The sequence below is a fragment of the Kitasatospora sp. NPDC057500 genome, from assembly GCF_042802195.1.
GTDB lineage: Bacteria > Actinomycetota > Actinomycetes > Streptomycetales > Streptomycetaceae > Kitasatospora.
This window is the reverse complement of sequence record NZ_JBHVER010000054.1, coordinates 22,596-41,520: the sequence shown is the minus strand read 5'-3', so window position 1 is coordinate 41,520 and position 18,925 is coordinate 22,596. Positions and strand designations below refer to the sequence as shown.

General features: G+C 75.6%; 18 protein-coding genes. 9 read left to right on the top strand and 9 right to left on the bottom strand.

Annotated elements, in window-relative coordinates; genetic code table 11:
* The first annotated feature begins 32 nt into the window (after window positions 1–32).
* The gene (locus ACFU74_RS14695; RefSeq protein ID WP_380756357.1) at window positions 33–434 is read left to right on the top strand and encodes a pyridoxamine 5'-phosphate oxidase family protein; all 402 of its coding nucleotides are present in this window, start codon (window positions 33–35) and stop codon (window positions 432–434) included.
* Window positions 435–483: 49 nt separating this feature from the next.
* Window positions 484–645 (top strand): hypothetical protein, encoded by a 162-nt coding sequence (locus ACFU74_RS14690; protein ID WP_380756351.1) that lies wholly within the window; start codon window positions 484–486, stop codon window positions 643–645.
* 91 nt (window positions 646–736) lie between these two features.
* Here the strand turns inward: ACFU74_RS14690 and ACFU74_RS14685 are convergent, their stop codons facing one another.
* Window positions 737–1,912 carry an alpha/beta hydrolase family protein gene (locus ACFU74_RS14685; protein ID WP_380756349.1) on the bottom strand — a complete coding sequence of 392 codons (1,176 nt, stop codon included), beginning with the start codon at window positions 1,910–1,912 and terminating at the stop codon, window positions 737–739.
* Window positions 1,913–2,044: 132 nt separating this feature from the next.
* The gene (locus ACFU74_RS14680; RefSeq protein WP_380756347.1) at window positions 2,045–3,319 is read right to left on the bottom strand and encodes a DUF5685 family protein; all 1,275 of its coding nucleotides are present in this window, start codon (window positions 3,317–3,319) and stop codon (window positions 2,045–2,047) included.
* Between the two features lie 254 nt (window positions 3,320–3,573).
* On the opposite strand from ACFU74_RS14680, the gene ACFU74_RS14675 reads away from it, so the two are divergent.
* The 4 genes from ACFU74_RS14675 to ACFU74_RS14660 are packed head-to-tail and all read left to right on the top strand — an operon-like array spanning window position 3,574 to window position 7,929.
* Entirely contained in the window at window positions 3,574–5,067 is a 1,494-nt protein-coding gene (locus ACFU74_RS14675) for a hypothetical protein (RefSeq protein ID WP_380756345.1), read from the top strand.
* 49 nt (window positions 5,068–5,116) lie between these two features.
* Window positions 5,117–5,680, top strand: a complete 564-nt coding sequence (locus tag ACFU74_RS14670; protein ID WP_380756342.1) for a helix-turn-helix domain-containing protein — start codon at window positions 5,117–5,119, stop codon at window positions 5,678–5,680.
* The gene (locus tag ACFU74_RS14665) at window positions 5,677–7,176 is read left to right on the top strand and encodes an MFS transporter (protein WP_380756340.1); all 1,500 of its coding nucleotides are present in this window, start codon (window positions 5,677–5,679) and stop codon (window positions 7,174–7,176) included. Before ACFU74_RS14670 ends, ACFU74_RS14665 begins: the two co-directional genes overlap by 4 nt.
* A 54-nt stretch (window positions 7,177–7,230) precedes the next feature.
* Window positions 7,231–7,929, top strand: a complete 699-nt coding sequence (locus tag ACFU74_RS14660; protein ID WP_380756338.1) for an alpha/beta fold hydrolase — start codon at window positions 7,231–7,233, stop codon at window positions 7,927–7,929.
* 38 nt (window positions 7,930–7,967) lie between these two features.
* Here the strand turns inward: ACFU74_RS14660 and ACFU74_RS14655 are convergent, their stop codons facing one another.
* Window positions 7,968–9,404, bottom strand: a complete 1,437-nt coding sequence (locus ACFU74_RS14655) for a DUF2252 domain-containing protein (protein ID WP_380756355.1) — start codon at window positions 9,402–9,404, stop codon at window positions 7,968–7,970.
* A gap of 186 nt (window positions 9,405–9,590) precedes the next feature.
* Between ACFU74_RS14655 and ACFU74_RS14650 the strand changes: the two genes are divergently transcribed.
* Entirely contained in the window at window positions 9,591–9,992 is a 402-nt protein-coding gene (locus tag ACFU74_RS14650) for a DUF2809 domain-containing protein (protein WP_380756336.1), read from the top strand.
* 7 nt (window positions 9,993–9,999) lie between these two features.
* Here the strand turns inward: ACFU74_RS14650 and ACFU74_RS14645 are convergent, their stop codons facing one another.
* Window positions 10,000–10,782: an SGNH/GDSL hydrolase family protein gene (locus ACFU74_RS14645; RefSeq protein WP_380756334.1), complete on the bottom strand. Its 783-nt coding sequence runs from the start codon at window positions 10,780–10,782 to the stop codon at window positions 10,000–10,002.
* A 253-nt stretch (window positions 10,783–11,035) separates the two neighbouring features.
* Between ACFU74_RS14645 and ddaH the strand changes: the two genes are divergently transcribed.
* On the top strand, window positions 11,036–11,863 hold the full coding sequence (ddaH, locus tag ACFU74_RS14640) for a dimethylargininase (protein WP_380756332.1): 828 nt from the start codon (window positions 11,036–11,038) through the stop codon (window positions 11,861–11,863).
* 9 nt (window positions 11,864–11,872) lie between these two features.
* Here the strand turns inward: ddaH and ACFU74_RS14635 are convergent, their stop codons facing one another.
* The 5 genes from ACFU74_RS14635 to ACFU74_RS14615 form a co-directional block, all read right to left on the bottom strand.
* Complete coding sequence (locus ACFU74_RS14635; RefSeq protein ID WP_380756330.1) at window positions 11,873–12,556, bottom strand: lactate utilization protein C; 684 nt, start codon at window positions 12,554–12,556, stop codon at window positions 11,873–11,875.
* Window positions 12,553–14,010, bottom strand: a complete 1,458-nt coding sequence (locus ACFU74_RS14630) for a lactate utilization protein B (protein ID WP_380756328.1) — start codon at window positions 14,008–14,010, stop codon at window positions 12,553–12,555. The genes ACFU74_RS14635 and ACFU74_RS14630 overlap by 4 nt, the downstream gene beginning before the upstream one ends.
* Window positions 14,007–14,756 (bottom strand): (Fe-S)-binding protein, encoded by a 750-nt coding sequence (locus ACFU74_RS14625; protein WP_380756326.1) that lies wholly within the window; start codon window positions 14,754–14,756, stop codon window positions 14,007–14,009. The genes ACFU74_RS14630 and ACFU74_RS14625 overlap by 4 nt, the downstream gene beginning before the upstream one ends.
* A gap of 207 nt (window positions 14,757–14,963) precedes the next feature.
* Window positions 14,964–16,178, bottom strand: a complete 1,215-nt coding sequence (locus ACFU74_RS14620) for a globin domain-containing protein (RefSeq protein WP_380756324.1) — start codon at window positions 16,176–16,178, stop codon at window positions 14,964–14,966.
* A 148-nt stretch (window positions 16,179–16,326) separates the two neighbouring features.
* Window positions 16,327–16,806, bottom strand: coding sequence for an RrF2 family transcriptional regulator (locus tag ACFU74_RS14615; RefSeq protein WP_380756322.1), 480 nt, complete (start codon window positions 16,804–16,806; stop codon window positions 16,327–16,329).
* 301 nt (window positions 16,807–17,107) lie between these two features.
* Between ACFU74_RS14615 and ACFU74_RS14610 the strand changes: the two genes are divergently transcribed.
* Window positions 17,108–18,922 carry a hypothetical protein gene (locus tag ACFU74_RS14610; protein WP_380756320.1) on the top strand — a complete coding sequence of 605 codons (1,815 nt, stop codon included), beginning with the start codon at window positions 17,108–17,110 and terminating at the stop codon, window positions 18,920–18,922.
* Window positions 18,923–18,925: the final 3 nt, after the last annotated feature.

The following is an 18,925-nucleotide window of genomic DNA, read 5'->3' as shown; positions in this document are numbered from 1 at the left end:
GCCGCCGGGCCCGGGGACGTACGATCGCGGGCATGGCCCATGATCCGCACGCGCTCGACGACGCCTTCCTCGCCTTCTGGCGGGAGCGGCACATCTCCACCCTGACCACCCGGCGGCCGGACGGGTCGCCGCACGTGGTGCCGGTGGGGGTGACGTTCGAGCCGGAACGCGGGGTCGCCCGGGTGATCAGCAGCCGGACCAGCCGGAAGGTCCGCAACGTGCTGGAGGCCGGGGAGGGCGGGCAGCGGGTGGCGGTCTGCCAGGTGGACCGGGCGCGCTGGTCGACGCTGGAGGGCGTCGCGGTGGTCCGGGACGCGCCGGAGGCGGTGGCGGAGGCGGAGCGGCGGTACGCCGAGCGCTACCGCGAGCCGCGGGTGAACCCGGACCGGGTGGTCATCGAGATCACGGTGGACCGGGTGCTGGGCCGCGCGTAGGAGGCGTTCCGTTTATCCGGTGTTGATCGTCACGGCCTAGGGTCGGGGCATGAACGAGGGAACGACGGGGGACCGGGGCGTGCGGGTCCCGGTGGAGGGCGGCCGGATGACGGCCGAGGACGCGGACCGGTTCCGGGTGCTGCTGGCCCGGCTGGAGGACTCGCTGGCGGCCGACCGCCGGGTGCCGGGGGCGGTGGGACGTGAGGGATGAGTGCCGCCCGGCCGCGCGCGTCGCGGTGCTGCCGCTGTGGCAGCGCGGCGCGCGGACGGGCGACTACGGGCGAAGTGCAGTGTCCGGCGGGCTACTTGGCGAAGCGGACCTCGGGGAACCGGGGGGAGGGCCGGTCCAGCAGCGGGGCGGGGCGGCCGAGCAGGTGCCGGTCGAAGAACGCCCCCAGGTAGGCGCGGGTGGCGGCCAGGGTGCGGCCGCCGGCGAGGGTGCCGAAGTTCTCCTGGTAGGCCCCCGGCGGTAGCTGGTCACGCAGGCGGAGGGTGTCGACCAGCCAGTGCTGGTCGGAGAACGACAGGTGCCCGGCGGCGGGCAGGTCCACCCAGTAGCGGGGGCCGGTGAACCGCTTCCAGTTCTCCTCCCAGTTCTCGGTGGCCTGCGGTGAGCCACCGAGGGCGGCGCTGAACAGCAGGGCCGGCCGCCCGGTGTCGTCGCCGGCCGGGATCCAGATGCTGCCGTCCAGGTTGGCGGCGGCCTTGATCCGCGGGTCCTGGCGCATCGCCTCCAGGGCGGCGGCGCCGCCGAGGGAGTGTCCGGCGGCGCCGATCCGCGAGGCGTCGACGGTCAGGCCGCGGACCGGGCCGCCGCGCCCGGGCGCGGTCAGCCGGTCGAGCACGAAGCGCAGGTCGGCGGCCCGGGCGCGGGAGGACTTGGCGCCGAACTCCGGGTCCGTGCCCTCCTGTCCGCAGGCCAGGCAGGACTCCATCCGGCCGCCGGGGAACTCCACCGAGGTCTCGTAGGTGGCGTCGACGGCGGCCACCGCGTAGCCGCGTGCGGCCAGCTCCTCGCCGAGGGCGGTGAGCGAGGTGCGGCTCAGGCCGAAGCCGGGGGAGAGCAGGACCAGTGGGTGCCGTCCGGCGGCCGGCCGGGCGTCGGCCACCGCGCCGGTGCGCAGCGCGGCGGGCTGCTCGAAGCCGTACAGCGCCCGGGACAGCTCCGCCGACATGTAAGGCGCGTGGGCGCCGCGCGGCGAGGTCGCGGGGTACCAGAAGGTGACCATCAGCTCGCGGTTCGGCGCGTCGGCGCGCCACGGGTCGGGGCGGCCGGTGTCGACCAGGTGCGCGGAGGCCGTCCCGATCGGCCGGTGCGCGGTCGGTGCGGGGACGTGCGGCCCGGCCGTGGCGGCGGCGACGGTGCCGGCGCCGGAAGCGGCGCCGGTCGCGGCGGTGGCAGGGCCGGCCAGGGAGAGGACCAGGGTGGTGGAAACGATCGTCAGGGCGGCGGAACGCCACCATCGGTTCTTCGACATGACGCCACGTTAGGTTCGTGGTGCCCCCCGGCACGTCGCTCCGCCGGTGGACCTCCGCTACGCCGCGAGGGGGAGCCGGCCCGGCGGCCGGGGCGCCGTCCGGCCGGGTCCGGCTCCACCTGGGGGCGGTGCTCAGCAGTCGCAGCCGCAGCCGTCACAGCCGTCGCAACAGCCGTTGCAGCAGCTGCAGCCGTCCCCGCAGCACTGGCAGGCCTCACAGCAGTCGCCGCAGTTGCCGCAGTCGTGCCGGGTGCAGAAGCCCTCGCGGCGCTCGCCGGTGAAGGGGTGGTCGTGCTCGCAGCAGAGCAGCTGGCAGGTGCAGCCCATCAGCGCCCAGGCCGCGCAGCCGGCCACCAGGTTGCGGCGGTTGGGCGGCGGTCCGCCGGGCGGGGTGAAGCCGGGTCCCTGCGGCACCCACGGCGGGACGGGCGCGCCGGGGTCCTGCGGCGGGGCCTGGTTCGGATCGTGCTGCGGCGGCGCCTGGTACGGGTTGGCGGCGAGCGGGGTGCCGCCGCCGTTTTCGGCCCCGACCCGGCAGGCGGTGTGGCCGGCCCGGCCGAAGACCCGCTCGACGGCGCGCTCGGTCTCGTGCGCGAGCAGGACGTGCACCAGGGTGCGGTCGGCCAGTTCGACGTCCCGCAGGGCCAGCCGGATGCCGTGCACGGCGTCCCGGCAGAGCCGTTCGGCCTCGGCGCGGTCGGTGCCGGTCGCGCTCAGCGGGTTCCAGGCGCCGCTCGCGGCGTCGGCCTCCTGGTCCTCGGCGGCGTCCAACAGGTGCGCGAGCCGTCCGAACAGCCGCCCGGCCTCGGCCAGCGGTGCCGCGTTGCCGGGGCGGCCGGCCAGTGCGGCGGTGTGCGCGAACGCGGCGGCGGTGGCGGTCTCGGTGGGCTCGGTGACCAGCAGCACCGAGCCGCCGGTCGGCAGCGAGCGCTCCAACTCGCCCTGCCGGGCGGCGGCGTCCAGCAGGACGGCGGTGTCGAAGCCGACCACCGAGGCGCTGCCCGCGCTGCGGCGGTCCCAGCGCCGGGTGACCGCCCGGGCGCCCGCCGCCACCGGCCGCCGGGCGAAGACGCCGTCGCGGTCCTCGACATGGTCGCGGATCTTCACCGAGGCGAGCGCCAGCGAGACGGCGGCGGCCAGCCGGGCGCCCTCGCCCTGGGCGACGGAGGCGGTCCGCATGCCGCGCAGCGGGCACGGCCCGGCGGTCCGCCGCCCGGCCCCGGCCCCGGCGGTGGCCTGGGCCTCGACCAGCACCGAGATGATCAGCCCGTCGTAGTTGGTGGCGGTCCGCGCCAACTGCCCGTGGTCGTCCCGCAGGGCGAGGCAGAGCCCGCAGAGGTGGGCCATCCAGCTCGCCTGCAACCGCTCGGAGAGGCGGTGGCGGCAGGGTCTGATGATGCCGAACATGAGGTTCCCCCGTGTTTCGCGTGGGCCGGCCGGGCCCGTGATCGCGCACATCATATGATCGTCGGCCCTCCGGTCCGGAACCCCCGGCGGCGCGGCGCGCTCCACCCGGCCCGGTCCCGGCGGCCCGCGGGAGGCCTCCGGAGGTCGGTGTTTATTCGTTGTCCATCGCCGCCCGGGAGCATGCCGTTCGGAGAACGCCGGGCGAACCGCCCCCTCGGAAGGGCCGGTTCGCGCAACGGGACACGGAGGAACGCGTGAGCAGAGCCCTGACCGCCGCCGAGCAGAAGGTGCTGGAGGCGCTGACCGTTCGGGTCGAGCGGATCGCCACCCTCGGCACCGCCGCGGAACTGGCCGGAACCACCGTGCTGAACGGTCCCGGCCCGGCTCCGGACTACACGGTCTTCCACCGGCGGTTCGTGCTGCTGGGCCGCCGGATGCGCGAAGTGCGGTTCGTGGTGCGGGAGGACCTGCCCGTGACGATGGGGGCGAGCACGGTCATCAGCAACGGGCCGGCGCCCTCGGTGCTGGAGATCCAGCTGCGCCCGGCCATGGTCGGCCCGGGCGCCCGGTCGCTCACCACCCGGGCGCTCACCCTGGTGCACGAGCTGTCCCACAGTCTGCCGGAGGGCCTGACGCACCCGGTCAAGGACTACGCGTACCGGACCGGCTGGGGGTGGGGCCACCTGCCCGCCGCGCTCGCCCAGGCCAATGCCGACACCTTCGCGGAGGCCGCCGCGCTGCTCGTCGAGCGCGACGAGAAGACGTGGGGCCGCTACCAGGTGCTCGGCCGGCTGGCGGCGCAGCGCGGCCGGCTGGCGAAGCGGGCGCGGACGACCACCCTCGGCGCTGCGCTGGCCTGGCTGGACATCATGGTCAACCGGGCCTGGCTGCGCGCCAACGACTGCTCGGGGTTCGCCCGGCTGAACTTCAGCGAGGCCAAGTGGAACACCCCCGAATGGTCCGTCTGGAAGCACCACGCCCGGCTGCTCGGGATGGAGCAGTGGCTGGCGGCCAGGGGGTTCATCGTCGAGCGGAGCCTGCGCGGCGGCGTCGTCGGGCTGCGCGCCGAGGACCGGGCGGTGCTGGACGAACTGTTCACCTACCTGGGCGAGTTGAAGAACGCCGTGGACCGGATCGACCCGCTCCCGGTCGAGAGCGGTGACCGGATCGACTACGACCCGGCCACCGGGGCGCTGCGGATCCCGCGCGCCGTGGTCAACCGCGGACCGCTGGAGCTGGCCGACCTGGTGCTGGACGCCCTGGTCGCGGCCACCGCCACCACGCCGGCGGCGCGGCGGTTCGCCGCGACGGCGCGGGAGCTCGTCCACACGCTGGTGGACGAGGACCGGCCGGAGGAGCGGGAGGCCGTCGCCGGCCTCCGGACCGCCTTCGCGGCGGTCCAGGCCGTCCAGCCGACCGCCGACAAGTGGGCCACGCTGGCCATCGAGTTGCAGGCGGCCGTCCTGGAGGACGTGCGGACCCGGTGGGAGGGCCTGCACGCTTCCATCCCCGAGGTGGCCGCGATGCCGGACGAGGTGGACCGCAAGGTGCTGGGCGACCTCGCCCCGTCGTTCACGGAGGATGTCGACCTGGTGCACGCCCTCAACGCCCGGGTGCCGGTGCCGCGTCCGTTCGTCACCAGCCTGACCGGCCTCCTGGACGGTGTGGCGCCGTACCTGGTGAAGGCCGACGGGCGGCAGCAGGCGGAACTCGTGAAGCTGCGCGGACGCCTGGGCGAGCTGCTCTGAGGTCCGTCCGCGGGCCGGGTCGTCCCGTATCCGGGATAGCATCACGGATATGGGAATCGACACGGCCGCGGACGAGCGGTTGGCGGACCGGCTCGCGGAGTTGCGGGTGGAGCGCGGGTGGACGCTGGAGGAGCTGGCTCGGCGGGCGGAGGTCAGCCGCTCGACGCTGTCGCGGGTCGAGCGGGCGGAGGTGAGCCCGACGGCGGCGCTGCTCGGGCGGCTCTGCGCCGTCTACGGGCGGAGCATGTCGCGGCTGCTCGCGGAGGTGGAGGCGGCGCCGGCGCGGCTGGTGCGGGCGGCGGACCAGCGGGTCTGGCGGGACGAGGCGACCGGGTTCGTCCGGCGCTCCGTCTCGCCGCCGCACGGCTCGCTGCGGGCCGAGGTGATCGAGGGACGGCTGCCGGCCGGCGGTGACATCGCCTACGACAAACCCTGCGACACCGGCCGCGAGCACCACCTCTGGCTGCTGGAGGGCCGGCTGGCGCTCACCGTCGACGGCGCCGAGGAACTGCTGGAGGCAGGCGACTGCCTGCGCTTCGTCCCCGAGACCACCCGCTTCCGCTGTCCCGGCCCGGACGCGGCCCGGTACGCACTGGTGGTGGTCGAACCGTGAGCGCGAGCGGAGCGATACCCGCGCCGCCCGGCAAGGAGCCCAAGGAGCGGTTCGACGCGGCCGGGCGGCGGGTGCTGCTGGTCTGCGTCGCGGGCGGCTTCACCACCCTGATCGACCAGTCGGTGCTCAACACCTCGATCCCCGCGCTGCGCGAGTCGCTGCACGCCCAGCCCGCGCACCTGCAGTGGATCGTGGCCGGCTACTCGCTCGCCTTCGGCCTGGCCCTGATCCCCGGCGGGCGGCTCGGCGACGTGCGCGGCCGCAAGTGGTTCTTCGTCGGCGGCCTCGCCCTGTTCACCGTGGTCAGCCTGCTCTCCGCGACCGCCACCGAGCCGTGGGTGCTGGTCGCCTCCCGGCTGCTCCAGGGCGCGGGCGCCGGACTGGTCAACTCGCAGATGATCGGCACCCTCCAGGACGTCTTCCAGGGCCAGTTGCGGGCCCGCGCGCTCGGGATGTACGCGGTCACCGGCGGCCTCGCCTTCACCCTCGGCCCGCCGGTCGGCGGGGCGGTGCTCGCCGCCGTCGGGCCGGAGCACGGCTGGCGGCTGACCTTCCTGCTGAACGTCCCCTTCGGGCTCGCCACCGTGTGGCTGGCGGCCCGCCACCTGCCGCGCCCGCGCCCCAGCGCCCGCAACGCCGACCTCGATCTGGTCGGGCTGCTGCTGGTCGGCGCGCTGACGCTGGCGCTGATGCTGCCCTTCGTCCAGCCGCCCGGCTGGGCGGGCTGGCTCGGCTTCGCGGCCGCCGCGGTCCTGCTGCTGGGCGCCCTCGCCTGGTGGCAGCGCCGCTTCGCCCGGGCCGGCGGCCACCCGCTGATCCACCCGGCGCTGACCCGCTCGGCGCCGTACGCGCTGGGCACGGCGGTGGCGATGGCCCAGTTCGGCTCCTCGCTGGCCGCCGGGCTGGTGCTGACCATGTTCCTCCAGGACGGTCTCGGCCTGTCGCCGATCGGCGCCGCGCTGGTGGCGCTGCCCTCGGCGGTGGCGATGGGCTTCGCCTCCGCGATGGCCTGGCGGGTGGTACGGCGCTTCGGCCGGCGGACCGTCACCGCGGGCATGACCGGCTCGGCGCTGACGATGCTCACCGGCGGCCTGGTCGCGATGTGGGCGCCGACCGGCTCGCTGCCCTGGCTGCTGGCGCTGCTGCAACTGCTGGGCGGCGCCTCGATCGGGCTGATGGGGGCCTCCAACCAGGCCTTCGTCCTGCGGCACGCGCCCGCCGAGGCGGCCGGGGTGAGCGGGGCGATCCTGCAGATGGCGCAGCGGATCGCGGCGGCGGTCAGCATCTCGGCGCTCTCCGGCGTCTACCTGCGGGCGACCGGCGGGGGCGGCGGGCACCGGGCGGCGTTCGCCTGGGCGAGCGGCGTCTGCGCGGCGGTGGCCGCGCTGGCGGTGCTGGCCTCGGTGCTAGCGGGCCGGGCGACGGCGCGCGAGGAGGCGGCGCCGGCGGTCACCCCGGCGGAGCCGGCCCAGGAGCCGGCCCGGGCGTCCGGTTGAGCGGTGGGCGAACGCCGGGTCCGTGAACACCGGACCCGGCCTACCGTGGTCGGCATGACCGATCATCGGATGGTGGAACTGCCGGGCCTCTCCCTCGCCTACCGGGAGAGCGGCCCGGCCGACGGCCCGCCGCTGGTCCTGCTGCACGCGCTCGGCGAGCGGGCCGCCGACTGGGAGCCGGTGCTCCCCGGCCTCGCTCCGCATCACCGGGTGCTGGCCCTCGACCAGCGCGGCCACGGCGACAGCGGGCGCCCGGGCCACTACGCGCTGGAGGCGATGCGCGACGACGTGCTCGCCTTCCTGGACGCGCTCGGGCTGGCCCGGGTGGACCTGGTCGGCCACTCGATGGGCGGTGCGGTCGGCTACCTGGTCGCCCAGCAGCGGCCCGAGCGCGTCGGCCGGCTGGTGCTGGAGGACGTCCCCGCCCCGCGTCCCCGCCCGGCGAGCCCGGTGGCCGACGCCCCCGACGGGCCGGTGGACTTCGACTGGGCGGTGGTCCGGGCCGTCAAGGGCCAGATCGACCGGCCCGACCCGCGCTGGCTGGAGGCAATGGCCGCGATCACCGCGCCCACCCTGCTGGTGGCCGGCGGCGCGGCCAGCCACGTCCCGCAGGCCGGATTGGCCGAGCTGGCCGGGCTGATCGCGGACTGCCGGCTGGTGACCGTCGAGGCCGGGCACCTGGTGCACCGGGCCCGGCCGGCCGAGTTCATCGCGGCGGTGGCGCCGTTCCTGGACCCGACCGGCGGGCGGTGACGATCCGATGAACCGACCGGACGTCGACCGGCCGCGGATCAGACGCCGTGCTCGGCCGCGAGCCGGCCCGCCCGGATCGCCGCCACCAGGTCGGCGTGGTCGGCCTCGGTGCGGTCCGCGTACGCCACCGCGAACGCGGCCAGCGCCTCGTCCAGCGCCTCGTTCTTGCCGCAGTAGCCGGAGATCACCCCCGGGTCGGCGGTGTGCGCGTGGGCGCGGGCGAGCAGGGCGCCGGTGATCCGGGCGTAGTCGTCGAGCTGGGCGGGCAGCAGCGCCGCCGGGTCCACACTGCCCTTGCGGTTGCGGAACTGCCGCACCTGGTAGGGGAGTCCGTCCACCGTCGTCCAGCCGAGCAGGGTGTCGCTGACCACCTGCATCCGCTTCTGGCCGAGCACCACCCGGCGGCCCTCGTGGCTGTCCGGCGCGGTCACCGGGTACCCGGCCCGCGCCAGGTGGGGCAGCAGCACCGACGGGCGGGCCTCCTTCACCTGGAGCACCAGCGGCTGCTCCCGGTGGTCGGTCAGCAGCACCACGTACGAGCGGGTGCCGACACTGCCGGTGCCCACCACGCGGAACGCCACGTCCTGCACCCGGTAGCGGGACAGCAGCGGGTGCAGCTCGGCCGGCACCGTGCGCACGTACGGGCCGAGCGCGGTGGCGACCGCCGCGGCTTCGGCGTCCGCCACCTCGCTGAGCACCGGAGGCGCGGCGGTGAACCGCCAACCGCCGTCCTCCGCGCGGACGGTGGACTTGGCGGCGAAGCGCGCGCTGGTGTTGCCGAGCGCCTTGGCGGCCACCTTCCCCAGCACCTCGGCCAGGTCGTGGGCCTGGGCGAAGGAGACCAACTGCTCGTCCGCGACGGCGTTCCAGGCGTCGAGCGCCGGCAGCTTCGCCAGCGTGCGCATGGTGCGGCGGTACGCGCCGACCGCGTCGAAGGCGGCCTGGCGGGTGGTGGCCTCGTCCGCGCCGACCTCCCGGCCGGCCAGCACCAGGCTCGCGGCCAGCCGCTTGAGGTCCCACTCCCACGGGCCGGGCACGGTCTCGTCGAAGTCGTTGATGTCCATCACCAGCCGGCCCCGGGCGTCGCCGTACAGGCCGAAGTTGGCGGCGTGGGCGTCGCCGCACAGCTGGGCCACGATGCCGCTGGCCGGGGTGGCGGCGAGGTCGGCGGCCATCAGACCGGCCGAGCCGCGCAGGAAGGCGAACGGCGTGGCGGCCATCCGGCCCAGCCGGATCGGCACCAGCTCGGAGAGGCGGCCCGCGTTGGAGGCCTCGATCGCCTCGACGGCGGTCGGCCGGTCGGCGGCCGGGGCGAACCAGGCGTGCCCCTCGCGCGGGCTCCGCGCCCGCAGCGCCTTGCCGCGCGCCCGGGCGCCGCCGTCGTGGCCCGGCGCGAAGCCCTCGACCGTGAACCGCCGTCCGGGCCCGTGCCCGGCCTCCGTCGCGTCCGCCGGCACCCCGGACCCGGTCACCATCTCGGTCAGCTGCGTCACTGCGCCCCGCCCCGTTCTGAGTCGTTCCCGCCCGCGACCTGCGCGGACCCGGCCCCGAACGGGCCGGTCAGCAGGCTACCGGTCCGCCCGCACATCCTTTCGGGAGGGAGGGACGCCGGGTGGGTCGCGCACGGTTCCGGAAACGCCCGGCGGGGTTAGGGTGCCGGGATGGACGATCTTCGGGGGCGGTGGGCGGGGCGTGGGCCGGCGGCGGTGGCGGCCGGGGTGACGGTGGCGGCGGGGCTCGGGGTGCGGGCGGTGGCCGGCGGGGAGGCCGCCAAGTACGCGGGAGACGCGCTCTACACCGTGCTGCTGTACGCGCTCGCGGTGCTGGTCGCGCCGCGCATGCGGCCCTGGGCGGCCGCCGCCTGGGCCGCCGGGCTGAGCTGGGCCGTCGAACTGTTCCAGCTCACCGGCGTGCCCGACGGCCTGGCCCGGCACAGCGTGTTCGCCCGGCTGGTGCTCGGCTCCACCTTCAACCCGCCCGACCTGTTCTGGTACCTGGCCGGCGCGGGCCTGGCCGCCCTGGCGCACCGGGGCGCCCGGACGGCCGGCCGGTGGATGGCCTGACGAGTCGTCAGAGCGGCATCAGCTCGGGCCGCTTGGCCTCGACGTGGTCGCCGGACGACTCGCCGCGCAGCCGGCGGCCGACCCACGGCAGCAGGAACTCGCGCGCCCACTGGAGGTTCTCCCGGCGCTGCTCGGCGGAGGAGAGCACCGGGGCCGCGGGCCACGGCGCCTCCGGGTCCTGCTCGGTGCGCAGGCCCAGTGAGCGGGCGGCCAGCAGGGCGACCCGCTGGTGGCCCTCGGGGGAGAGGTGCAGCCGGTCCTCGCTCCAGGCGCGGCGGTCCTGGACGGCACGCAGCGACCACAGGTCGGCCACCTGGCAGCCGTGCCGGTCGGCGACGGCCCGCATGTGGCCGTTGTAGGTGGCGATCTTGCCGCGCAGGTGCTTCAGCAGCGGCACGCCGCGGGTGTCGAAGCCGGTGCAGATCAGCACCGTGCCCGCCGAGTCGGCGAGTTGGGCGACGGCGGACTCGAAGCGCTCGGCGACCTCGTCGGGGTCGCTGCCGGGCCGCAGGATGTCGTTGCCGCCGGCGCAGAAGGTGACCAGGTCCGGCTGGATGCGGCGGACCTGCGGCACCTGCTCGGCGATGATCTGGTCCAGCAGCCGGCCGCGCACCGCGAGGTTGGCGTACCGGAACCCGCCCGGCGGCCGGCCCTCGGCGAGCAGCACGGCCAGCCGGTCGGCCCAGCCGGCGAAGGCGCCGTCGGCCGCGGGGTCGTTCAGGCCTTCGGTGAAGCTGTCCCCGAGGGCGACGTACGAATCGAGGTCAAGAGTCTCCTGGAGGTTCGGCATGACATAAATAGTTCACTGTCTGAAGTGACCTACGCCACCGTAGGTGGCCGGTTGCGGTACGTGAGATCGGCCACGTGTCCCGGTGCGCGCCCCCGTGCGCCGGGGACGCGCGGCGCGGCGCGCCGGGTGCGCGGGGCGCCTGCGCCGCCGGATCGGCCGGTCCGGGTGTGCGAACGGCCCGGCCGGGGCAGCCGCCCTCTGGGCCGTGAGACGCCCGTAGCGCAGTCCCCTTCCCGATGGCGGAGGTCGCCGCATGCCCCACCGTTTCCCGGAGCGCACCGCGAGGCCGCGGCGCTACCTCATGTGCCGTCCGACGTACTTCACCGTCGAGTACGCGATCAACCCCTGGATGGACCCGTCGAAGCCGACCGACACCACGCTCGCCGTCCGGCAGTGGGAGCGGCTGTGCGCGCTGTACCGGGAGCTGGGCCACACCGTGGAGTTCATCGAGCCGCTGCCCGGCCTGCCCGACATGGTCTACACGGCCAACGGGGCGACCGTGCTCGACGGCCGGGTGCTGGTCGCGACCTTCCGGCACGCCGAGCGGGCCGGGGAGTCCGAGGCCCACCAGGACTGGTTCCGGGCCGGCGGCTTCCGCGAGGTGCGGCGCGCCGAGCACGTCAACGAGGGCGAGGGCGACCACCTGCTGGTCGGCCGCCGGGTGCTGGCCGGCTCGGGCTTCCGCACCGACCCGGCCGCGCACGCCGAGGCCCGGGCCGTGTTCGGCCTGCCGGTGCTCGGCCTGGAGTTGGTGGACCCGCGGTTCTACCACCTGGACACCGCGCTGGCCGTGCTCACCGACGACCAGGTCATGTACTACCCGGAGGCGTTCACCCCCGACAGCCAGGCACTGCTGCGCAGCCTCTACCCGGACGCCATCCTCGCCGAGCGCGAGGACGCCGAGGTGTTCGGCCTGAACGCGGTCTCCGACGGGCGCCGGGTGCTGCTCCCGGAGGCGGCGAAGTCGCTGGCGGCCCGGCTGTCCGACGCCGGCTACGAGCCGGTGCCGGTCGACCTCTCCGAGCTCTTCAAGGGCGGCGGCGGTCCCAAGTGCTGCACCCTGGAGCTCCGTCCGGCCTGACGGACGCGGTCACCCGCCGTCCGTGACCAGGACGACCTCCAGGGTGCGCGGGCCGTGCACGCCCTCGACCCGGTCGAGTTCGATGTCGCTGGTGGCCGAGGGGCCGGAGATCCAGGTCTGCGGGCGGGTGGGGTCCAGCCGGGGGAGGGCCAGCGGTACCGAGGCGACCACCTGCCCGGGGGCCAGGACCACGCAGACGTGGTGGTCGGGGACGAGGGTGAGCAGCCGGCGGCCCTGCGCCGGGCCGGCGTCCAGCACCAGGGTGCCGGTCTCGGCGATCGCCAGGGCGCAGCCGGTGAGCACGCTGTCGACGGTGTCCAGCCGGGCGGCGGTGAGCGGTCCGTCCGGGCCGTCGTCCGCGAGCGCCCGGGCCCGGGTGACGGCGAGCCAGTCGGGCGGCAGGCCCGGCGGGACGGCCACGGTGCGGGTGCCGCGGGCCTCGAACAGGGCGGCGAGCAGCAGCGGCAGCCGGTCGGTTGTGCAGCGGTGGACCAGGGCGCGGTAGTCGGCGAGGTTGTGCTGCAGCAGGTCGAGCAGCGCGTCGGCGTCGTCGGCGGGGACGTGGCTGCGCAGGTGGTCGCGCGGTGCGGGCTCCTCCGGCGGCCCGCCGCCCGCGCGCAGTGCGGCGCGGATCCGGGCGAGCACCAGTTCGCGCGAGCCGCTCGGCGGGGCCGGGGGCCGGGGGCTGCTCATGTGCGGTTCCTCCGCCACCAGTCGCGGAACGGTTCGGGCGGGACGGCCGGAAGTTCGCGGGTGTCGGTCCAGGCCCGGCCGGGGCCGGGGAGGCGGCGCGGGTGGAGCCGGCGGGTGCGGGCGGCGGCCCGTTCGGCGGCCCGCAGCAGGGCGGGGCGGTCCAGCACGTAGGTCGCGGCGGCCATCGCGGCGCGCTCCAGCCGGTGCCCGCGCTGCCCGGCGACCCGTTCGCGCAGGTGGACCAGCACCTCGGGGATGTCGATGGCGACCGGGCAGACCTCGTAGCAGGCTCCGCAGAGCGAGGAGGCGAACGGCAGCGAGGCGTCCAGCGGGGTGGTGGTGCCGCGCAGTTGGGGAGTGAGGACGGCGCCGATCGGCCCGGGGTAGACCGAGCCGTAGGCGTGTCCGCCGGCCCGCTCGTACACCGGGCAGACGTTGAGGCAGGCCGAGCAGCGGATGCAGCGCAGCGTCTGGCGGCCGACCCGGTCGGCGAGCGCGTCGGTGCGGCCGTTGTCGAGCAGCACGAGGTGGAACTCCTCGGGCCCGTCGCCGTCGGGGCCGTCGGCGTGGGTGCCGGTCCACAGCGAGGTGTAGGGGTTCATCCGCTCGGCGGTGGCGGAGCGGGGGAGCAGTTGCAGGAAGATCTCCAGGTCCTGCCAGGCGGGCAGGACCTTCTCGATGCCGACCACCGAGATCAGGGTGCGCGGGAGGGTCAGGCACATCCGCCCGTTGCCCTCGGACTCGACGACGACCAGGGTGCCGGTCTCGGCGATCATGAAGTTGGCGCCGGAGACCGCGACCCGGGCCCGCAGGAACTTCTCCCGCAGGTGCAGCCGGGCGGCCTCGGCGAGCTCGCCGGGCGTGTCGGTGAGCCCCTCGGGGGCCGGGCGGCCCCAGTCGGCCATCCGGCGGGCGAAGATCTCCCGGATCTCGCCGCGGTTGCGGTGGATCGCCGGGACGAGCAGGTGCGAGGGCCGGTCGTCGCCCAACTGGACGATCAGCTCGGCGAGATCGGTCTCGTAGGCGCGGATGCCGGCCTCGGCGAGTGCCTCGTTGAGGCCGATCTCCTGTGTCGCCATGGACTTGACCTTGACCACCTCCCGTTCGCCGGTGGCCCGGACCAGGGCGGTGACGATCCGGTTGGCCTCGGCGGCGTCGGCGGCCCAGTGCACGGTGCCGCCGGCGGCGGTCACCCGCTCCTCCAGCCGGACGAGGTGCTGGTCGAGCCGGCCCAGGGTGCGGTCCTTGACGGCCTTGGCGGCGGCGCGCAGTTCGGTCCAGTCGGCGAGTTCGGCGACGGCGCGGGCCCGCTTCTCCCGGATGGTGCGGGTGGCGTGCCGCAGGTTGGCGCGCAGCCGCCCGTCCCGTACGGCCCCGGCGGCGGCCTCGGGGAAGGGGACGTCCGGGGAGACGCCCGGCGGGAAGGCGGGCATGCCGAGGAAGGTTCCGCTCACGGCGCCGCCCGCCAGGGCTCGGCCTCGGTGCTGGCGAGGATCTCGGCGAGGTGCAGCGGGCGCAGCGGCGCGCCCCGCCGGCGCAGGGTGCCGCCGAGGTGCAGCAGACAGGAGTTGTCGCCGCCGCACAGCACCTCGGCGCCGGTGGCCAGGGCGTGGGCGGTCTTGTCGGCGGCCATCGCGGCGGAGACCGCCGGGTTCTTCACGGCGAAGGTGCCGCCGAAGCCGCAGCACTCCTCGGCGCCGGGCAGTTCGACCAGCTCCAGCCCGCGCACGGCGCGCAGCAGCCGCAGCGGGCGGTCGCCGAGGCCGAGCAGCCGCAGGCCGTGGCAGGAGGGGTGGTAGGTGACGGTGTGCGGGAACCACGCGCCGACGTCCTCGACGCCCAGCACATCGGTGAGGAACTCGCTCAGTTCGAGCACCCGGGGGGTCAGCCCGGCGACGGCGGAGGGGAGTGCGCCGCCGGCGCGGGCGGCGATCCTGGGGTGGGCGTCGCGCACCATGGCCACGCAGGAGGCGGACGGCGCCACCACGTGGTCGTAGCCGGCGAAGGCCCGGACGGTGCGGCGGACCAGCGGTTCACAGGCCTTCACGTAGCCGCTGTTGTACTGCGGCTGCCCGCAGCAGCTCTGCGCGGGCGGGAAGTCGACCTCGACTCCGAGGCGTTCGAGCAGCCGGACGGTGGCGATGGCGGTGGACGGCAGCAGCGCGTCGTTGACGCAGGTGGCGAACAACGCGACGCGCAACGCTCCTCCCGATCCCTCGGCCCGGCGGCAGTGCGGCAGCCGGTGGCGGTGACGGTCCGTGTGCCCGTCCCGGCCCGCCCGCGGTGATCGTACCGAGCCGCCGCTCCCGGTGGCAGGGCACCACGCCGGGCGTGCCGCCCCGGACGGGGGTCCGTCCGGGGCGGCGGGGTCGGTGGGCCCGCCTCGGGGGCGGCGGGCCCACCGGGATCAGGCGTCCTGGCCGAGCCAGAGGTCCGGGCCGAAGACCTCGTAGTGGATGTCGGCGGCCGGGACGCCCGCGGCGAGCAGCTGGCCGCGGACGGCGCGCAGGAAGGGCAGCGGGCCGCAGAGGTAGGCGGTGGTGCCCGCCGGGACCTCGACCGCGGACAGGTCGACAAGGCCGGTGCGCTCGGCCGGCCAGTCGCCGAGCGGCCGCTCGTAGAAGACGTGCGCGGTGGCGTTCGGCAGCTTGGCGGTCAGCTGGGTGAGGTCGGCGCGGAAGGCGTGCGAGAGCTGGTCGCGGTCGCCGTGCACGGTGACGATCCGGCGGGTCGAGCCGGTGGCGGCGAGGGCGGCCAGCATCGCGGTCATCGGCGTGTTGCCGATGCCGGCCGAGGCGAGCAGCACCGGGCCGTCGCCCTCGGCGAGCGCGACGTCGCCGAACGGCGGGGCGAGGTCCAGGACGTCGCCGGCGCGCACGGTCTCCTGGAGGTGGTTGGAGACCTCGCCCTCGGGGCCGCCCGCGACCTCGGCGGTGGCGCGCTTCACGCTGAACTGGAGCGCGCCGTCCGGGGCGCCGGAGAGGCTGTACTGGCGGATCTGGTGGGCGCCGTCCGCCAGTTCGGCGCGCACCGAGACGTACTGGCCGGGCTTGGCGGGCGGCAGCGGCTTGCCGTCGGCCGGGCGGACCAGGTAGGTGGTGACGTCGTCGGTCTCCTGGTAGCGGGCCACCACGGTGTAGGGGCGCCACAGGTCGGCCGGGTCGACGCCCTGCGCGGCGGCGGCCTCCTCGCGCAGGCGGTCCTCGATGGCGATCAGCGCGTTGGCCATCAGCCAGTAGACCTCGTCCCAGGCGGCCGCGACCTCGGGGGTGACGGCCTCGCCCAGCACCTCGACGATGGCGGCGAAGAGGTGCTCGTGGACGATCTTGTACTGCTCGTCGGTGATGCCGACCGAGACGTGCTTGTGGGCGATCCGGGCGAGCAGCGCGTCCGGACGGCTGTCCGGGGTGGCGATGAGCGCGGTCGCGAAGGCGGCTATCGAGCCCGCGAGCGCCTGCCGCTGGCTGCCGTTGGCCTGGTTGCCCCGGTTGAACAGGTCGCGCAGCAGCTCCGGATGGGCGGCGAACATCTTGTCGTAGAAGAGCGGCGTGATGTCGCCGATCGCACCACCCACGACGGGCAGGGTGGCTTCGACGACCTCGGCGGACTTGGCGGACAGCATCGGATGCGCTCCAAACTGGAATCTGAGATTCGTATTTTCGGCCGTGCGGGTGCGCGGACCGGCAATGGGGGTGACGCGGTGCGACGGTGGGGCCGTGCGTGGGGGTACTGCGTTGCTGCGGTGGTGCGTTGGGGTGTGCCGGAGCGCGTCAGCCGGTGGGGCCGGCGACGGGTCCGGGTCTCGGGGCGAGACCCGGTCTCAGGGTGAGGTCGAGCAGGACGGGCCCGGTCGGCGCGGTGACCAGATCGCCGATCGAGTACGGGTCGAGGGTGGCGAAGAACGCCTCCTGCGCGGTGCGCAGTATCCCGCGCAGCCGGCAGGCCGACCGCAGCGGGCAGGGTGGTTCGTCCTCGCAGCCGACCACATCGCCCACTCCTTCCAGCTCGCGCAGCAGCAGCCCGAGCGAGCCGGTCCGGCCGGTCGCGGTGAGGGACAGGCCCCCGCCGCGACCGCGCCGCGCCGACACCACGCCGAGGTGCTGCAGCCGGCTGACCACCTTGGCGGCGTGGGTGTACGGCACGCCGACCGCCTCGGCCACCTCGCGGGTGGTCGGGTTGGCCTCCTCGTCGAGGACGGCCAGCCGCATGGCGATGCGGAGGGCGATGTCGGTGCTCTTGGTCAGCCTCACGTTCGAAAAGCTAGCGAATGCGAATCCAAAACTCCAATTTCCTGCACGCGCTACGCGTCGGAGCCGAACCGTTACCGCCCGGCGCGGCCGGAAGGCTGGGCGGCGGAGAGGTCAACTGCTTTACTGGCCAAGCTCGTTCGGGGGAAATCCGCCCAGGAATGGGGGCATCATGGACAGTGGCACCCCACCGCCACCGCCGCCACAGGGACCACCGCCGTATCCGCCGCCGCGACCGTCCACCCCGCCACCGGGGTATCCGCCGGCCCCGCCGCCGTCGATCCCGCTCGGCCCGGTCCGGCCGGTGGTGCACGACACACCGACCCACCCCGGCCCGTCCGCTGCCGCGCCCGCCGACGTCTCCCCGCCCGCCGCGCCGCCGTCGGCGCCGTCGCCCGGTTCGCCGCCCGCCGGTTCGCCGCCCGCCGTGCCGGCGACGCCCGGGAACCTGCGCCACCAGGCAGGCCCCGTCCCCGGCGACGCCACCCGCTACCTGTGCGCCGCCGCCTGGCTGGACCGCCGCTTCCGCGCGGAGCTGATCGAGGAACTCGTCGAGCAGTCCTTCCGCATCCCCGCCCCCTCACCCGGCACCGACCTGGTCCGGGTGCTGCACGAGGCCCTCACCGCCCGCCGCTGGGAGGCCTGGACGGGAGCCTTCTGCCTGCTCGTCCTCGCCCTCGGCTTCCCGGTGTTCGGCGTCGCCGCCGGCACGGCCACCCTGCTGGTGGTCCTGCTGCTGAGCGTGGCCGGCAGCCTGGGCGTGGACCGGATGGACCACCGGCTCGGCCTGGAGGTCGAGCGGCTGGTGATCGCCCCGCGCTCCCCGCGCCGCACCGGCCGCGGCGCGGGCCTCGTCGCCGCGCTCGGCCAAGTCGTCGCCGTCCTCGTCCTGTTGGTGGTCGTTCTCGGCTACGGACTGCAGGAGCAGCTGGACGACCTCGACCCGGAGCTGTTCACCGGTGCCTGGTACGCGCTCGTCGAACTGCTGCTGCTCTGGCTGGCCGCCGCCGTCCTGCGGTACCGGATCCGGCGCCGGCTGACCGCCTTCGGCGACGCCGGCGCCACCCCCGTGCCGCCCCCGGAGCCGCGCGGCGCGCGGGCCGCCCGGCTGTACGAGCGGCTGCGCGAGCAGCAGAGCGGGCCCGAACTGCTCTACCGCCGGCAGGCGCCGCTGGTCGGCCTCGGCCGGGCCGGGCGCACCTGGCGGATGACCTTCGAGCTGCGCCCCTCCGTCGAACGGGCCGCGCAGGGGCGCGCGCCCGAGCCGATCGACGCCACCGTGCTCTACCGCACGATCGCCCAGCGGGTCCGCGCGCTGGCCCAGGACCCGCGCTACCCCGAGGACCCGCTGCGCGGACTCTCCGTCACCGACCGGGTGTTCCGGCCCAGTCTGCGCGGCGACGACCCGGCGGGCTGGCTCGGCGCGATGTCCGGACGGGTCGGCGGCCAGGTCCTGCTCGAACCCGCCTGGGCGGACCTGCTGAGCCGTACCGGACACGAGCGGCTGCGCCACTACCTGGCGGTCCGGGTCGGCTCCTGGCAGGAGGAGGTGGTGATCACCGTGCTGGTCCGCGCCACCACCCGCGGCGGACTGCTCTACCTGGAGTGGCTGCCCTACGTGCTGGAGCCGGTCGCGCAGGCCTACCACGTGGTCGACCTGCTCGGACAGCGCTCCGGCCCCGCCCACGCGGCGAACGCGCTCGGCTGGGCCGCCCGCAGGTTCGGCGGCGACCTCGGGATCGCCGTCGGCCAACTGCAGGCGGTCCGGGCCTCGCGCGGCCGCGCCGCCCGGCTGCGGCGCCGCTACCGGCACCTCATCCGGTCCGGCTACGCCGTCGACTACGCGCCCCGGCTCAGCGTGCGCGAGCTCGGCGCCGGCGGCGAGTACCAGAACATCTTCCAGGCGCACGACGTGCAGCGCTTCCTCAACACCGTCACCCAGCGGGTGTTCAGCGCGGTCGGCGAGGAACTGCGGGCGCGCGGCTACGACAGCGCGGCCTTCGAGGAGCAGGCCCAGGGCATCACCAACGTCAACAACGGCGGTGTCCAGGTGGTCAACTCCACCGTGCACGGCCCGGTCGCGGGCGGCGCCGGAGCGAACGTCAACACCGGAAAGTGAGAG

Coding starts and splice junctions, on each gene's coding strand:
- ACFU74_RS14695 (WP_380756357.1), top strand. CDS start 33: ATGGCCCATGATCCGCACGCGCTCGACGACGCCTTCCTCGCCTTCTGG.
- ACFU74_RS14690 (WP_380756351.1), top strand. CDS start 484: ATGAACGAGGGAACGACGGGGGACCGGGGCGTGCGGGTCCCGGTGGAG.
- ACFU74_RS14685 (WP_380756349.1), bottom strand. CDS start 1,912: ATGTCGAAGAACCGATGGTGGCGTTCCGCCGCCCTGACGATCGTTTCC.
- ACFU74_RS14680 (WP_380756347.1), bottom strand. CDS start 3,319: ATGTTCGGCATCATCAGACCCTGCCGCCACCGCCTCTCCGAGCGGTTG.
- ACFU74_RS14670 (WP_380756342.1), top strand. CDS start 5,117: ATGGGAATCGACACGGCCGCGGACGAGCGGTTGGCGGACCGGCTCGCG.
- ACFU74_RS14660 (WP_380756338.1), top strand. CDS start 7,231: ATGACCGATCATCGGATGGTGGAACTGCCGGGCCTCTCCCTCGCCTAC.
- ACFU74_RS14655 (WP_380756355.1), bottom strand. CDS start 9,404: ATGGTGACCGGGTCCGGGGTGCCGGCGGACGCGACGGAGGCCGGGCAC.
- ACFU74_RS14650 (WP_380756336.1), top strand. CDS start 9,591: ATGGACGATCTTCGGGGGCGGTGGGCGGGGCGTGGGCCGGCGGCGGTG.
- ACFU74_RS14645 (WP_380756334.1), bottom strand. CDS start 10,782: ATGCCGAACCTCCAGGAGACTCTTGACCTCGATTCGTACGTCGCCCTC.
- ddaH (WP_380756332.1), top strand. CDS start 11,036: ATGCCCCACCGTTTCCCGGAGCGCACCGCGAGGCCGCGGCGCTACCTC.
- ACFU74_RS14635 (WP_380756330.1), bottom strand. CDS start 12,556: ATGAGCAGCCCCCGGCCCCCGGCCCCGCCGAGCGGCTCGCGCGAACTG.
- ACFU74_RS14620 (WP_380756324.1), bottom strand. CDS start 16,178: ATGCTGTCCGCCAAGTCCGCCGAGGTCGTCGAAGCCACCCTGCCCGTC.